Source organism: Saccharopolyspora sp. NPDC049426 (assembly GCF_040676935.1).
In the GTDB taxonomy this organism is placed as follows: Bacteria; Actinomycetota; Actinomycetes; order Mycobacteriales; family Pseudonocardiaceae; genus Saccharopolyspora.
The window spans coordinates 45,189-60,008 of sequence record NZ_JBFAPZ010000020.1 but is presented as its reverse complement, the minus strand read 5'-3'; the positions used below and the strand labels follow the sequence as shown (position 1 = coordinate 60,008).

Below are 14,820 nucleotides of genomic sequence, written 5' to 3'. Positions count from 1 at the left end.
CAGTACTTGAAAATAGTATTGCTTGTTCTTCACAGACGGCCCCAGCAGGCTGAGCGGTATGACCACGAGAGATCGCCTGCTGGCGGTGGTCGTCGCAGTGTTCTGGGGCGGCAACTTCATCGCGTTGGACCAGGGTCTGGGGCACTTCCCGCCGTTCTTCTTCGCCGGGCTGCGCTTCGCCGTGCTGCTGCCGATCCTGTTCTTCGTGCCGTTCCCGCAGGTGAAGTGGCGCTGGCTGATCGGCTACGGCCTGTTCTTCGGGACCTTGCAGTTCGCGTTCCTGTTCGTCGCGATGAAGATCGGCATGCCGACCGGGCTGGCCTCGCTGGTGCAGCAGGGCTCGGCGCCGTTCACCGTCCTGCTGGGCGCGTTGCTGCTGCGCGAGAAGCTCACGCCGGTGCAGGTGCTGGGCATCACCACGGCGGTGCTGGGCATGGTCGCCATCGGTTGGCACCGCGCGCAGACCGCGACGCTGCTGCCGATGCTGATCACGCTGTGCGGCGCGTTCTCGTGGGCGCTGGGCAACCTGTGCAGCCGCAAGGCCGAAGCGCCGAACCCGCTGCACCTCTCGCTGTGGATCGCGATCGTGCCGCCGCTGCCGATGTTCGCGGCGTCCGCGCTGTTCGAGGGGCCGACGACCGGCTGGCACGCGGTCGCGACGGTGCTGGACTCCCCGACCGGAACGGCCGCGCTCGCCGGTCTCGCCTACACGTCGCTGCTGGCCACCGTGGTGGGCTCCGGCCTGTGGACGACGCTGCTCGGCAGGTACCCGGCGAGCACGGTGGCTCCGTTCTCGCTGCTGGTGCCGGTGGTCGGGTTCAGCACCGCGTGGCTGATCCTCGGCGAGCGGCCGCACCCGTTCGAGCTCGCCGCCGGGGCGGTGGTCGTCGGCGGGGTGCTGCTGGGCAGCATGCGGATCGCCCGTCGCCGACCGGCGCTGGAGCCGACACCGGTGTGACGGTCGGAAGCCCGCACCGCCGAGCGAAGCGATTTCCCACTTCGCGCTAAGCGGTCGGGCCCTTCTCGAAGCCTGGATTCTTGACGTGCACGCCGTTGCCCACCGGGCAGTCGTAGAGCACCAGCGCCTGGTTGGTCTCGGCGACGAGCCGGGTGGCGACGGTTCGGTCCAGAATCGCCCGGTGCTCGCAGGCCGAGCACCGGAGCGCGCTGCTGTACCTCACGCGCGACCTCCCTTCCCCAGCCGGAGATCCTATGTGGACGTCGACCGCGAGGGAACGGGCTCGCGGGAAACAGCCAGGATCATGCCGTCGGGACGACCGCCTCCGGCGTCACCGAGCGGGGCTGGAGCTCGCCGTCGCGGATCTCCTCGGCGAAGTGGCAGGCGACCCGGTGACCCGTTCCGATCTCCCGCAGGACCGGGCGTTCGGTGTCGCAGCGCTCCTCCTGCCGCCACGGGCAGCGGGTGTGGAACCGGCAGCCCGACGGCGGGTTCGCCGGTGAGGGCAGGTCGCCGGTGAGCAGGATCTGCTCGCGACCGTCCTCGACCTGCGGGTCCGGCACCGGAACCGCAGACAGCAGCGCCCTGGAGTAGGGGTGCAGCGGCTGTTCGTAGAGATCGTCCGATGTGGACTCCTCGACGATGCCGCCCAGGTACATCACGCCCACCCGGTCGGCGATGTGCCGCACCACGGCGAGGTCGTGCGCGATCACCAGGTAGGTCAGGCCGAACTCCTCCTGCAGGTCCTCCAGCAGGTTGAGCACCTGCGCCTGCACCGAGACGTCCAAGGCCGAAACGGGTTCGTCGGCCACCACGAGCTCCGGGCCGACCGACAGCGCGCGGGCGATGCCGACGCGCTGGCGCTGCCCGCCGGAGAACTCGTGCGGGTACTTGCGCAGCGCGGTCGGCGGCAGCCCGACTGCGTCGAGCAGTTCCCGCAGCCGCTCGTCGGTGGACGCCTTGTCCTCGGCCAGGCCGTGCGCCCGCATGCCCTCCACCAGCAGCGATTCCACCGACTGGCGCGGGTCGAGCGAGGACAGCGGGTCCTGGAAGACCATCTGCATCCGCTGCCGCATCTTGCGCAGCTTCTCGCCCCTCATGCCGGACAGGTCGGTGCCGTCGAAGACGACCTCACCGCCGGTCGGCTTCTCCAACCGGAGCACCGCGCGGCCCAGGGTCGACTTGCCGCAACCGGATTCCCCGACGAGACCGTAGGTCTCACCGCGCTTGATGCTCAGCGACACCCCGTCCACGGCGTAGACGTGACCGACGGTCCGGTCCAGCACCACGCCCTTCTTGATCGGGAAGTGCACCTTCACGTCGTTCAGTTCGACGAGCACGTCCTCGCTCACGCCCTGAGCGCCGGGGGCAGAACTTTCGCTCATCACGCCACTCCGTTCTGCGGGCCACCCGCACCCGGTCGGCTTACACGAGCGCCGAGGACAGGACTTTCGCTCATCACGCCACTCCGTTCTGCGGGCCACCCGCACCCGGTCGGCTTACACGAGCGCCGGGGACAGGATTTTCGCTCATGACGCCTCCATGCTGTTCGTGATCGGATCGCGAACCGGGTTGTGGCAGCGCAGCAAGCGCGCTGCCGCGTCGACGCTGACCTCGGGGGTCTCGCGCTCGCACACCTCGATGGCGTTCGGGCAGCGCGGGCAGAACGCGCACCCGGTGTCCCACGGGATGTTGTCGGCGACCGAACCCGTGATCGGCGACAGGCGTTGCCCTCGGGGCGAGTCCAGTCGCGGGATCGAGGCCAGCAGGCCGGCGGTGTAGGGGTGCTTGGGCCGGGCGAACAGCTCGTGCCGCGCCGCGCGTTCCACCACGCGACCGGCGTAGAGCACGTTCACCTCGTCGCAGAGCCCCGCCACCACGCCGAGATCGTGGGTGATCATGATCAGCGCGGTGTCGGTCTCGGCGACCAGTTCCGAGAGCAGCTTGAGGATCTGCGCCTGGATCGTCACGTCCAGCGCCGTCGTCGGCTCGTCGGCGATGAGCAGCCGCGGCTTGCAGGCCAGCGCCATCGCGATCAGGGCCCGCTGCCGCATCCCGCCGGAGAGCTGGTGCGGGTACTCCTTGAGCCGCCGGTTCGGGTCCGGGATGCCCACCTTGCGCAGCAGTTCCTCGGCCTCGGGCATCGCCTGCTTGCGGGGCAGACCGCGGTGCCGCTCGATGACCTCGGAGACCTGCAACCCGATGGGCACCACCGGGTTCAGCGAGGTCAGCGGATCCTGGAACACCATGCTCAGGTCCTTGCCGCGCCGAGCGTCGAGCTCCTTCTTCGGCAGCGTCAGCAGGTCGGTGCCGTCGAAGGTAACCGAGCCGGACACCTCCGCTCCGCGCGGCGGCAGCAAACCCATGATCGCCAGCGAGGTCACCGACTTGCCGCAGCCGGACTCGCCGACCAGGCCGACGGTCTTGCCCGGTTCGACGTCGAAGGAGATCCCGTCCACCGCGGTCACCGGCGGCTCGCCCTTGCGGGCGAAGACCACGGAGAGGTCGCGAACTTCCAGCAGTGCCATTGCCAACTCCCCTTACCGGCGTCGCTTGGGGTCCAGCGCGTCGCGCAGCGACTCGCCGACCAGCGTGAACCCGAAGGCGACCAGGATGATGCACCCCGCGGGCCAGAACGCCAGCTGCGGATGCGAGTCGATGATGTCCTGCGCGCCGCCGAGCATCTGGCCCCATTCCGGCACCGAGTCGTCGGCCGCGCCCAGCCCCAGGAAGGACAGCGCCGCGGCGTCGATGATGGCCACCGCCAGCACCAGCGTGGCCTGCACGATCACCGGTCCCAGCGCGTTGGGCAGCATGTGCCGGAACACGATCGCGCTCTCCTTCACGCCGAGCGCCCGCGCCGCCAGCACGTGGTCGCTGCTGCGCTGCGCCAGCATCGTGCCGCGCAGCAGCCGCCCGAAGATCGGCACCTGCACGATCGCCACCGCGAGGATCACGGTGAACTGGGTCTGCTCGGCGAACAGCGCGCCGATCGAGACCGCCAGCAGCAGCGACGGCACCGACAGCATCACGTCGGCGATGCGCATGACCAGCGCGTCCACCCAGCCACCGAAGGCGCCGGCGAGCAAGCCGAGCACCAGACCGCCGCCGAGACCGATGACGGTGGCCAGCACCGCCACCAGCAGCGTCTGCTGGGAACCCAGCAGCAGCCGGGAGAGCAGGTCGCGGCCGTACTGGTCACCGCCGAGCGGGAACCCGGGCTGCGACGGCGGAATCGTGTTCTCCGCGCGGGAGACCTGCGATTCCAGCAGGCGTTGCGCCGGGTCGTGCGGCGCGAGCACCGGCGCCAGCAGGGCCAGCAGCACGAACGCCACGATGACCAGGGAACCGACGATGAAGACCGGGTTGCGGCGCAACCTCCGCCAGGCCGACGCGGCGAGGCTGACGCCGGCGTCGGAGGCCGATTCCGCCAGCGCGTCGAGCTTGTCCTTGCGCTGCGTGTTGAGCACCATCGTCCCTCACCGTGTCCGCAGTCGTGGGTCGATCAACGCGTACGAGAGGTCGACGACGAGGTTGACCAGCACGTAGACCATCGCGGAGGCCAGGATGACCACCTGCAGCACCGGGAAGTCCTTGCGTTCGAAGCCGATCGCGACGGCCTGCCCGATGCCGGCGATGTTGAACACCCGCTCGGTCAGCACCGCGCCCGCGAGCAGCGCACCGGTCTGCAGACCGATGGTGGTGACCACCGGCAGCATCGCGTTGTGCAGGATGTGCCTGCGCCGGATCACCATCTGCCCCAGGCCCTTCGCGCGCGCGGTGCGCACGTAGTCCTCGTCCATCACGTCGAGCACCGCGGCCCGGGTGATCCGGAAGATCACCGCGAACGGGATGGTCGACAGTGCGATGGCGGGCAGGATGAGGTGCACCAGCGCGTTCCAGGAGGCGTCCCACTCGCGGGTCAGCAACCCGTCGAGGATGTAGAAGCCGGTGACGCGGGTGGCGTTGATGGCCGAGTCCTGCCGCCCGGACGCGGGCAGCGCGCCGAGCTCGATGGCGAAGACGAACTTCAGCAGGAACGCCAGGAAGAACACCGGCACGGCGACGCCCACCAGCGACCAGGTGATGCTCAGGTTGTCCAGCCATCCGCCGCGCTTGCGGGCGGCCAGGTACCCCAGCGGGATGCCGACCACCACGGCCAGGATCAGCGCCAGGATGGACAGCTCCAGCGTCGCCGGGAAGCGCGTGATGAACACGTCCAGCGCGGAGTCACCGCGCTGCACCCCTGTCGAGGTGCCGAAGTCGCCGGTGACCGCCCGGCCGAGGAACTTGAAGTACTGCACGAAGATCGGCTGGTCGAGCCCGAGAGCCTTCTCGAGCTGCTCCCGCGCGGCTGGTGTCGCGCGGTCGCCCAGCAGTGCCGAGACCGGCCCGCCCGGCAGCATGCGCAGCCATCCGAACAGCAGCATCGACAGGACGAAGACGACCAGCACCAGCTGTCCCAGTCGTCGAACAGTGAAGCGGAGCACGCGAAAACCCCCGTGTTCAAGTCAGCGAACCGGGTGCTGCGCGCAACCGGTTCGCACCGGCCCCGCGCGCAGCACCTCGGGATCACTGCTCCGAGACGCTCACCGAAGCGAACTCTTCGGCGGTCAGCGGTGAGGTCACCAGACCCTGGACTCGGGAGCTCGTCACGATCGCCGGCGGCGAGTGCGACAGCGGGACCGCGGGCAGGTACTCGGACAGCAGCTTGCGGTTGATGTCCTGGTACATCGAGGTGCGCTTGGCCTCGTCCGGCTCGGAGTCGGCCGCCTTCAGCTGGCCCGCCAGGTCCTCGCCCCACGGCGCGCCCGCGGTGTAGAAGCGGTTGGTCGGCGTGCCGAAGAACGTGCCGATGAAGTTGTCCGGCGTGTTGTAGTCGCCGGTCCAGCCGAGCAGGAAGATGTCGGCCTTGGCGTTGTCGACGTCGTCGATGTAGCCGCCGTTCCACGGCTTGCTCACCGGGTTGACTGTGATCCCGGCTTCGCGCAGGTCTTCGGCGAGGGCGTTGTAGATGCCCTGCGGGTCCGGCATGTAGGGCCGGGTGACCTCGGTCGGCCAGTAGAAGTTCACCGTCAGGTTCGACGCGCCCGCCTCGGCGAGCAGCTGCTTGGCCTTGGCCGGGTCGTGCGGGTACGGCTGCACGTCGGGCGCGTAGCCGTCGACGTTCTCCGGGTAGAACTGGCCGGCCACCGAGGCGCCTTCCGGCAGGTTGGCCTTGACCAGCGTCTCCCGGTCCACCGCGTAGGCCAGGGCCTGCCGGACCTTGAGGTTCTGCAGCGCCGGGTTGTTCTTCTGGGTGATCCCCAGGTACATGATGTTGAACGGGTCGCGGACCTGGACGTTGTGGCCCGCGTCGCGCAGCGCCTTCAGATCGGCGGCGTTGGGGAAGTCGTAGCCGTCGATCGCGCCCGACTCCAGCTCCTGCTTGCGGACGGTCTCGTCCGGGATGATCCGGAAGATCAGCTCGTTGACCTTGGTCTTGTCACCCCAGTACTGGTCGTTGCGGACCAGCTTGATGGTGCCGTTGGACTGGTCGTAGGAGTCGAACTTGAACGGCCCCGTGCCGGTCGGGTGGGCCTTGGCGTACTCGGGGTAGACGAAGCTGTCGCCCTGCGCCTGCACGTCGTTGGCCTTGTACTTCTCCATCGCCGTCGGCGACTGCATGCTGAACGACGGAAGCCCCAGCAGGTCGGGGAACTTCGAGGTCGCGCGGGTCAGGTGCACGACCGCGGTGGTCGGGTCCGGGTTCTCGCAGTTCTGGAACAGCGAGGGCGTCTTGCCGTCGGCGAAGCCGCCGAAGTTCTCGATCCAGTAGTAGGACAGCGCGTTGTTCTGCCCGGCCCCGGTCTGGTTGTACCAGCGCTGGAAGTTCTTGCAGACCGCGTCGGAGTTGAAGTCCGTGCCGTCGTGGAACTTCACGCCGCTGCGCAGCTTGAACGTCCAGGTCTTGCCGTCCGGGGTGTGCTCCCAGCTCTCGGCCAGGGAGGGTTCGACCTCGACCGAGCCGGGCTTGAAGTTGACCAGGCCCTCCATCAGCTGGCGGGTGACGCGGAAGGTCTCCCCGTCGGAGGCGTAGAAGGGGTCGAACAGGTCCGGAGCACCGGCCGCACCGAAGGTGAAGGTGCCGCCCTCTCCGCCACCGGCCCCGCGCTCGGATTGCGCGCAGCCCGCCAGGGACGCAGCAGTTGCGAAAGCGATGCCGACCGTGATGATCCGACGCAGAGAGCGGGTTCCGCTTCGCCGCACCGATGGAGCTCTACTCATTGGATTTACCCACCCGTTTGTGTCCATAGGCAGCAGAGTTCCGTGAGAGTAACCCTCGAAAGGAGGGGAATGGAACAATCAAGGTTACGATCGCACTACTTAGGCGATCCTTATCGAACGGGGAGCAATCGGACAAAGGATGAGGCTTGCCAGAACTGCGAGTTCTCCGCTAAACGCGGGCGAATAGAGGAATCAATCGACCCCGTCAAGACCCTGGCGACTTGTTTCCTCGGATACGAAGACGGCGCCTGACCTCCCGAGAGTCCGAGAAGAAAGGCGCCGCCGTTCTGACTATTGATTTGTTCGCGTTTTAAACGTTTACGCCTACTACATCGAACGCCGACCGGACAGCGCCCGACCGAGCGTCAATTCATCGGCGAACTCGAGGTCGCCACCCATCGGAAGTCCGGAAGCGAGCCGCGTGACGTTCAGCCCCGGGAAGTCGCGCAACATCCGCACCAAATACGTCGCGGTCGCCTCGCCCTCGGTGTTCGGGTCCGTCGCGATGATCACCTCGCTGATCTCGTCGGTCCCGATCCGCGCCAGCAGCTCCCGGACCCGGAGCTGATCCGGGCCGACGCCCGAGAGCGGATCCAGCGCACCACCGAGCACGTGGTAGCGGCCCTTGAACTCGCGGGTGCGCTCCACCGCGAGCACGTCCTTGGGCTCCTCCACCACGCAGACCAGCGTCTTGTCCCGCCGGGCGTCCCGGCAGATGCGGCAGGTCGTCTCCTCGGAGACGTTGCCGCAGACGTCGCAGAACACCACACCCTCCTTGACCTGCTGCAGGACCTCCTGCAGCCGGGTCACGTCCGCCGGCTCGGCGGCCAGCAGGTGAAAGGCGATGCGTTGCGCGCTCTTCGGACCGATGCCGGGAAGACGTCCCAGCTCATCGATCAAATCCTGTACCGGACCCTCGTACACGTCGACTCGCTTAGAAGTTGCGGATGTTCGTGGTCTCCAAGCGGCGGAGCCGCTTCCTCGTTCACCAGCTCAGCAGCCGGCACCGCCGCGGGTTCTGAGGTGGTTCTCCTGTGAGGACGCCTCGACGCCGTGTATTGGCCATACATCAGTCGGGGCGCCCGGAGCAGGAGGGCCGCCTCAGGTTCCGCTAACCGCACCGCCGCGCAAGCAGACCACCAACTTCCTTGCGGATCACAGGCCCGGCAGGCCTAGGTCGCCCAGGCCGCCGCCCAGACCGCCCGTCAGCGGGCCCATCTTCTGCGCCTGCAATTCCTGCGCGGCGCGGTTGGCGTCGCGGACGGCCGCCACGACCAGGTCCGCCAGCGTCTCGGTGTCCTCCGGATCGGCCGCCTTCGGGTCGATCACCAGTCCCTTGAGCTCCCCGGCACCGGTGACGGTCGCGGTCACCAACTCGCCACCGGCGCTCCCGGTGACCTCGGCATCGGCGAGCTCCTGCTGCGCAGACATCAGCTGTTCCTGCATCTTCTGCGCCTGTTCCATGATCTGCTGCATGTTCGGCTGGCCACCTGGCTGCACCGTTACTCCTCATCGCCCGGGTGAGTGCCCCACACGGGGCACAAGACCAGCGTAGAGGTTCTGCCGTTCCCGCTCTGAACTCACCTTGCTTGGCGATTCGGGTGACAGGCTGCCGACTTCGGGAGAGGCCTTCACGTCTCCTCGCCCTCGCCCTCGCACGACGAACGCGCTGGCTCCCGTCCTTGGTCGCCATCACACGACGTGACAGGGTGATCACGTGACGCTGGACATCACGCGGCTGCTGGAACTGAACACCTGGCGCGCGTTCGACGTGACCGATGACGGACGGGTGCTCGCGGGCTGCGACGAGTCCGGATCGGTGCAGCTGGTGGAGCTCGCCGACGACCGGCGCACCGAGCTGACCGCGCTGGCCGGCGCCGTCACCGGCCGCTACCTGCCCGGAGAGCGCGCCGTGGTGGTGCAGCACGACAGCGACGGCAACGAACGCGGCCAGCTCTCGCTGCTGCGCCTCGACGACCGCCGGAGCCGACCGGCTCAGCTGTCCGAACTGGAGCCGCTGGTCCGCGACCCCGAGCACGTGCACCGGCTGCTCGACGTGCTGCCCGGCCGCATCGTCTACGCCACCAACCGCCGCAACGGCGTCGACTTCGACGTGGTGATCCGCAGCGTCGTCACCGGCGAGGAGCACGTCGTCTACGACGGCGGCGGGATGGTCGCCGAGGTCTCGGTCTCCCCCGACTCCCGCTACGCGGCGATCACCGTGCCCGCCGCGAAACCCCTGTCGGACCAGGTGATCCTGGCCGACACGATGCCCGAGACCGGCGCCGACCGGATGCGCGAGCTCACCGGCCGCGACCTCGCGGCACGCCACCTCAACCCCGGGTGGCGGTCCGGAGAGCTGGTCGTGACCAGCGATGCCGAGCGCGAGCACACCGGCATCGCACGGCTGGACCCGCGCACCGGTGAGCACCGGTGGCTGGTGACCTCCTCCTCGCACGACCTCACCGGCCGGTTGTCGCCGGACGGGCGCACCCTGCTGGTGCTGACCGCCGTCGACGGCGCGCACCGGCCCGCCCTGCACGACGCCGAGACCGGTGAACACCTGCTGGACATCGCGCTGCCGACCGGGGGCTGGTGCGGTTTCCCGCTGCCCGAGCCGGTCTGGTCACCGAACTCCCGGTTCGCCGCGCTCACCTTCAGCTCCCCCACCTCTCCCGGTGACGTGCTGCTCGTCGACACCACCGCCCGCACCTGCGCACCGCTGACCTTCTCGGCGGCCCAGCTGGCCGGGGAAGTCCTCGCCGAGCCGACCGTGCACCGGGTTCCCGCTCGCGACGGGCAGGAGATCCCGTGCTTCCGCTACGCCCCGGCCGAGCCGGACGGGTCGGCCGTCCTGCTCATCCACGGCGGCCCGGAGAGCCAGTCGGTGCGCGCGTTCCACCCGCTGGTCCAGGCGATGGTCGCGCGCGGCCACACGGTGCTGGTGCCCAACGTCCGGGGCTCCACCGGCTACGGCAAGACCTGGTACTCGGCCGACGACGCCCGCAACCGGCTCGAATCCGTCGACGATCTCGCCGATCTGCACCGGTGGTTGCCCGCGGTGGGCGTCGACCCGTCCCGGGCGGCGCTGTGGGGCGGTTCCTACGGCGGCTACATGGTGCTCGCGGGACTGGCCTTCCAGCCCGAGCTGTGGGCGGCGGGCGTGGACATCGTCGGCATCTCCTCGCTGGTCACGTTCCTGGAGAACACCGCGCCCTACCGGCGGGCCCACCGGGAACGCGAGTACGGCAGCCTCGCCACCGACGCCGACTTCCTCCGCGAGGCGTCCCCGCTCACCCGCGTCTCCTCCATCGCGGCGCCGCTGTTCGTCCTCCACGGCGCCAACGATCCGCGCGTGCCGCTGACCGAGGCCGAGCAGATCGTGGAAGCCGTGCGCGGCAACGACGTGGCGTGCGAGTTCCACGTGTACCCCGACGAGGGCCACGGTCTCGCCAAGCGCTCCAACCGCCTCGACGCCTACCCGAAGGCCCTCGCCTTCCTGGGCCGACACCTCGGCTGACGGCTTCAGCCCTCGATGCGGCGAGCGCCCAGCTCCCGTTCGAAGAGCTCGACGGCCGCCGAGTCGGGATCGCGGCCGACGCGCGTTCCGGCCTCCATCGGTGAGGACTCCGCGAGCATCGACTCGGGGTCCTCCTCGTCCGGCGGCGGCGCCGCAGGGCGCTGCGGCTCCGGCGGCGGGATGTCGTCCGGCGGGGGCTCCTCGTCCGGGGGCTCCGGCGGCGGCGGGATGTCATCGGGTTCCGGCGGGCGCGGGACCGAACCACCCCGCGCACCACCGGGATTGCGCTGCTGAGCAGCACCGTTGGGACCTTGCCCGTTGCCCTGGGACGGCTTCGGCTCCGGCGGGCGCTGCTCCGCCGGCTGCTGCTGCGGCGCGGGGGCCTGCTGCTGCGACGGGCGCTGCGGGGGCTGCGGCGGCTGCTTCGGAGCGGCAGGCCGGGCCGGCGGGGCCGCCCCGGCTTCGACGCACTGGATGTCCCACTCGCCGCCGACGACCTCGCGCAGCGCCTCCCGGACGAAGTCCAGCCGCCGCTGCTGCGCGAGCTGCTTGACCAGCCCGGACGTCGGCATCGACAGCACCAGCACGCCGCCGTCGAGGTCCTGCACGGTGGCGTTGAGCAGCAGCGCCTGCGTCGGCCGGTTGCGCTTGGCGACGCCCTGCAGCACGTCGGTCCACACCCGGCGCACGGCTGCGGCGTCGAACCCGATCGGCGCGGACGCGGCGGGCTGCGACGCGGCGGGCTGGGCGGGTTCCGGGGCCGGTTCCGGCGGGCGCGGCGGCTCGGCGGGACGCTGCGGCTGCGGTGCCGCGGCGGGCTTCTCGGCCTGCGCGGCGGGCCGCTGCGGTGCCGTTTCAGGAGCCGGAACGGGAGCGGGTTTCTCCTGCGCGGGAGGGGTTTCCGCCGGTTTCGGTGCGGCGGGCGCCTCCTGCGCGGTTTCAGCGGCGGCGCGCTCGTGCGGTCGCTGGAAGACCCGCTTCGGCTTGTCGCCGTCGCTCGAAACCGGTGCCGCAACAGCGGTTTCCGCGGCCGGGGCCTCGCCAGGTGCGATGGTCATCCGACGCTCGACGCGTTCGAGTCGTTGCAGCAGCGCGGTTTCCGAGTCCGACACGGCCGGCAGCAGCATCCGCGCGCACAGCAGTTCCAGCAGCAGGCGCGGCGCCGTGGCTCCGCGCATCTCGGACAGTCCGGTGTGGACGATCTCGGCGAACCTCGACAGCGTCGCCGCGCCCAGCTGCTCGGCCTGCTGCTGCATGCGGGTGAGCTCGTCCCCGGTGGTCTCCACCAGACCCCGCTCGCCCGCGTCCGGAACCGAGCTGAGCAGCACCAGGTCGCGCAGCCGGTCCAGCAGGTCGGAGCCGAAGCGGCGCGGGTCGTGCCCGGCCTCCACCAGCCGCTCGACCGTGCCGTAGACGGAGGCGGCGTCACCGGCCGCGAGCGCGTCGACCATGTCGTCGATCAGCGCGACGTCGGTGACCCCGAGCAGCGCGACGGCCCGCTCGTAGGTGACGCCCTCGTCCCCGGCACCGGCCAGCAGCTGGTCGAGCACGCTCAGGGTGTCTCGCGCCGAACCGCCACCAGCACGGATGACCAGCGGGAACACCGCCGGTTCGACCTTGACGCCCTCATCGGCGCAGATCCGCTCCACCAGCTCGCGCATCACGCCCGGCGGCATCAGCCGGAACGGGTAGTGGTGGGTCCGGGACCGGATGGTGGTCAGCACCTTGTCCGGTTCGGTGGTGGCGAAGACGAAGATCAGGTGTTCCGGAGGCTCCTCCACGATCTTCAGCAGGGCGTTGAAGCCCTGCGTGGTGACCATGTGGGCCTCGTCGATGATGAAGATCCGGTACCGCGACTGGGCCGGCGCGAAGAACGCGCGGTCCCGCAGCTCGCGGGTGTCGTCGACACCACCGTGGCTGGCAGCGTCGAGCTCGACGACGTCGACGCTGCCGCCGCCCTCGGGCGCGAGCGACACGCAGGAGTCGCACTCACCGCACGGGTCCGCCGTCGGGCCCTGCGCGCAGTTCAGCGACCGCGCAAGGATGCGCGCGCTGGAGGTCTTGCCGCAGCCGCGCGGTCCGGAGAACAGGTACGCGTGGTTGATCCGCCCGGCGGACAGCGCGGTCCGCAACGGCTCGGTGACGTGTTCCTGCCCGGCGACCTCAGCGAAGGTCGCCGGACGGTACTTGCGGTAAAGGGCGAGCGCCACGGTCGGAACCCTACGCGGTCGGACTGACAACTCGGACCAGGGTGAGCTTCCCTGAAAAGTAAGGGGACCCCGTGCACCCGTCAGAGCCCGCTTACCCTTGCTGCCTTCCGGCCCTGGGGGAGTTCACAGGATGGACGCCGCACGAGGTCCACGGACAGTGTACCCAGACGCGGCCCCGCTCGTAAAACCGGGGCCCACGACTCGCGCCACCAGTGGTCACCGCAGCTCAGGCCCCCTATCCGAATGGCTGAAACGCCCTGCTAGGCTTCCGCACGGAGGATTGGCCGAGCGGCCTAAGGCGCACGATTGGAAATCGTGTTGGGTTAATAGCCCTCACGGGTTCGAATCCCGTATCCTCCGCAGGTCAGAGGCCCGGAAGCGATCACGCTTCCGGGCCTCTTGCACGTCCAGTCTCAGTTTTCGTCTCAGCAGGCCCCGTTAAGCAGGGTTCCAGCCAGACCGGCTACGCGGGGATGGCCACGCCCGAAGTGGGGCCGTCGTCCTCGTCGTCATCCGGCAGCAGCGCCTCGAAGCTCCCGCAGCCGCGGTGGGAGCGCCCCTGCCAGCTTCCTGATCGCGGCCACCGATCTCATGAGGCCATGAGATGGCCGTAGAGCGTTGAACATGCATTGTTCGGTGTTGCCCCCTGGGGCCCGCTAGCCCCTCGGGCTGCGGTAGGGGCATAAGACCATTAGTGGGAGTCGGCTATTTCGCGGTTGGCGACACGGGTGATACGCGAGACGGTGAGTACACCGAGGCCGGCCAGCAGGGTGCCCCACGGAAAGTTGTCCAGGAAGACGCGCGGCACGCGGGCGTTTTCGCTTGGAAGGATCTGGTTGATCAGGTTTGCCTCACCCCATGATTGGAGTGCCGCCGCGACCACGCCACCAGCCAGTAGCCACCAACTCAACCGCTGGGTCCACCGCACCATGGATTGGCCGAAGAGCCCCTCGCGCCCTGTGGCCCGGTGCATCGTTCGAAGCGTCCATAGCGCACCTAGGTACAGCAGTGCTTTCGGTAACTGAGCAAGTACGCCTACCGCGATCTCACTGCCAACTGGGTCGGTTGTGCAGACCTTCGCCGCTTCTCTGGACACCTGCACGCTCGGTGGTGGAGGGTCGATAGGCCCGAATGGCAAGTGAAGAGTCTCGGCAGGCACGCACACCATGTCCTGGCTGACGTCTCCGTAGCTGACGTTCGGACTCAACAGTGCACCCGGCAGGAAGATCAATAATCCGGCGGCACCCAGGTAGAACAGGACCGTGGCCAGGCGGGCGAGAGGCTGTAGCGCTTCTTGGTGGTTCGTGGCGGGCATGGCGCCTGAGGCTAGTTCGAGGAGCCCTGTTGCTGCCCCCGGAACGGGAAAGGTCCCACCTGGCATAGCCCTGCGGGTGCAGCGCCATCGCTTGAGTGATCGCCATTCGCGCCGACCGGGGCGAGGCACCTATGCGGCGATCTCACGGAGCCCTGAGATTGCTGCTGACACCACGAACGCACGACGCGCGAACTTCCCCTCACCAGGTGGGCACATGTCCGGAAATCCGCGCTCTTGGATCGTCTCAGTTCTCGTCTCAGTACACGCAAAGACCAAGCCGCATCTTCCGTTGCCGTAGTGCCACTGACCAGGCAAAAGGCACGCTCAGCTACCCCCTGGCACTTGCGGCGTCGGAATTGGAGATCATGTTGGGTTAATAGCCCTCACGGGTTCGAATCCCGTATCCTCCGCTCGCGAAGAGCCCCGGACCACTCGGTCCGGGGCTCTTCGCTTTTCTCCCCCGTTCCGGGCAGAACGTCTCTGTGCAGCGCACCGCAGGTGGCGCACGGTGGGAGCGAGGCGAACGCACAGGAGTGGAGCGGGGGCGGCT

General features: G+C 69.0%; 12 protein-coding genes, 1 tRNA gene and 1 other RNA gene. 3 read left to right on the top strand and 11 right to left on the bottom strand.

Annotated elements, in window-relative coordinates; genetic code table 11:
- Positions 1-58 precede the first annotated feature (58 nt).
- Positions 59-958: an EamA family transporter gene (locus AB0J78_RS31030; protein WP_363795197.1), complete on the top strand. Its 900-nt coding sequence runs from the start codon at positions 59-61 to the stop codon at positions 956-958.
- A gap of 46 nt (positions 959-1,004) precedes the next feature.
- On the opposite strand, the gene AB0J78_RS31025 is transcribed toward AB0J78_RS31030, so the two are convergent.
- From AB0J78_RS31025 to AB0J78_RS30990, 8 genes are all read right to left on the bottom strand, one after another.
- On the bottom strand, positions 1,005-1,181 hold the full coding sequence (locus AB0J78_RS31025) for a hypothetical protein (protein ID WP_363795195.1): 177 nt from the start codon (positions 1,179-1,181) through the stop codon (positions 1,005-1,007).
- 79 nt (positions 1,182-1,260) lie between these two features.
- Positions 1,261-2,343 (bottom strand): ABC transporter ATP-binding protein, encoded by a 1,083-nt coding sequence (locus AB0J78_RS31020; RefSeq protein ID WP_363795193.1) that lies wholly within the window; start codon positions 2,341-2,343, stop codon positions 1,261-1,263.
- Positions 2,344-2,487: 144 nt separating this feature from the next.
- Positions 2,488-3,486 (bottom strand): ABC transporter ATP-binding protein, encoded by a 999-nt coding sequence (locus AB0J78_RS31015; protein ID WP_363795191.1) that lies wholly within the window; start codon positions 3,484-3,486, stop codon positions 2,488-2,490.
- Between the two features lie 12 nt (positions 3,487-3,498).
- Positions 3,499-4,431 (bottom strand): ABC transporter permease, encoded by a 933-nt coding sequence (locus tag AB0J78_RS31010; RefSeq protein ID WP_363795189.1) that lies wholly within the window; start codon positions 4,429-4,431, stop codon positions 3,499-3,501.
- A 6-nt stretch (positions 4,432-4,437) separates the two neighbouring features.
- On the bottom strand, positions 4,438-5,448 hold the full coding sequence (locus AB0J78_RS31005; protein WP_363795187.1) for an ABC transporter permease: 1,011 nt from the start codon (positions 5,446-5,448) through the stop codon (positions 4,438-4,440).
- An 82-nt stretch (positions 5,449-5,530) separates the two neighbouring features.
- Positions 5,531-7,207, bottom strand: a complete 1,677-nt coding sequence (locus AB0J78_RS31000; RefSeq protein WP_363795185.1) for an ABC transporter substrate-binding protein — start codon at positions 7,205-7,207, stop codon at positions 5,531-5,533.
- A 345-nt stretch (positions 7,208-7,552) separates the two neighbouring features.
- On the bottom strand, positions 7,553-8,149 hold the full coding sequence (recR, locus tag AB0J78_RS30995; RefSeq protein WP_132673322.1) for a recombination mediator RecR: 597 nt from the start codon (positions 8,147-8,149) through the stop codon (positions 7,553-7,555).
- 231 nt (positions 8,150-8,380) lie between these two features.
- The gene (locus AB0J78_RS30990) at positions 8,381-8,701 is read right to left on the bottom strand and encodes a YbaB/EbfC family nucleoid-associated protein (RefSeq protein ID WP_235877941.1); all 321 of its coding nucleotides are present in this window, start codon (positions 8,699-8,701) and stop codon (positions 8,381-8,383) included.
- A gap of 241 nt (positions 8,702-8,942) precedes the next feature.
- Here AB0J78_RS30990 and AB0J78_RS30985 point away from each other — a divergent pair, with 241 nt between their 5' ends.
- Positions 8,943-10,745, top strand: a complete 1,803-nt coding sequence (locus AB0J78_RS30985; RefSeq protein ID WP_363795183.1) for a S9 family peptidase — start codon at positions 8,943-8,945, stop codon at positions 10,743-10,745.
- A 5-nt stretch (positions 10,746-10,750) separates the two neighbouring features.
- Here the strand turns inward: AB0J78_RS30985 and AB0J78_RS30980 are convergent, their stop codons facing one another.
- Together AB0J78_RS30980 and ffs are read right to left on the bottom strand one after the other, a co-directional pair.
- Positions 10,751-12,955 (bottom strand): DNA polymerase III subunit gamma and tau, encoded by a 2,205-nt coding sequence (locus tag AB0J78_RS30980; RefSeq protein WP_363795181.1) that lies wholly within the window; start codon positions 12,953-12,955, stop codon positions 10,751-10,753.
- 58 nt (positions 12,956-13,013) lie between these two features.
- An RNA gene (gene ffs / locus AB0J78_RS30975) (signal recognition particle sRNA small type) lies at positions 13,014-13,108 on the bottom strand.
- A gap of 121 nt (positions 13,109-13,229) precedes the next feature.
- Between ffs and AB0J78_RS30970 the strand changes: the two genes are divergently transcribed.
- Positions 13,230-13,315, top strand: a tRNA-Ser gene (locus tag AB0J78_RS30970).
- A 331-nt stretch (positions 13,316-13,646) separates the two neighbouring features.
- On the opposite strand, the gene AB0J78_RS30965 is transcribed toward AB0J78_RS30970, so the two are convergent.
- Entirely contained in the window at positions 13,647-14,270 is a 624-nt protein-coding gene (locus AB0J78_RS30965; protein WP_363795179.1) for a hypothetical protein, read from the bottom strand.
- Positions 14,271-14,820 lie beyond the last annotated feature (550 nt).

Excerpts from the sequence above, each read along its gene's own strand:
- AB0J78_RS31030 (WP_363795197.1), top strand. The coding sequence starts at position 59 with ATGACCACGAGAGATCGCCTGCTGGCGGTGGTCGTCGCAGTGTTCTGG.
- AB0J78_RS31020 (WP_363795193.1), bottom strand. The coding sequence starts at position 2,343 with ATGAGCGAAAGTTCTGCCCCCGGCGCTCAGGGCGTGAGCGAGGACGTG.
- AB0J78_RS31015 (WP_363795191.1), bottom strand. The coding sequence starts at position 3,486 with ATGGCACTGCTGGAAGTTCGCGACCTCTCCGTGGTCTTCGCCCGCAAG.
- AB0J78_RS31010 (WP_363795189.1), bottom strand. The coding sequence starts at position 4,431 with ATGGTGCTCAACACGCAGCGCAAGGACAAGCTCGACGCGCTGGCGGAA.
- AB0J78_RS30990 (WP_235877941.1), bottom strand. The coding sequence starts at position 8,701 with ATGCAGCAGATCATGGAACAGGCGCAGAAGATGCAGGAACAGCTGATG.
- AB0J78_RS30965 (WP_363795179.1), bottom strand. The coding sequence starts at position 14,270 with ATGCCCGCCACGAACCACCAAGAAGCGCTACAGCCTCTCGCCCGCCTG.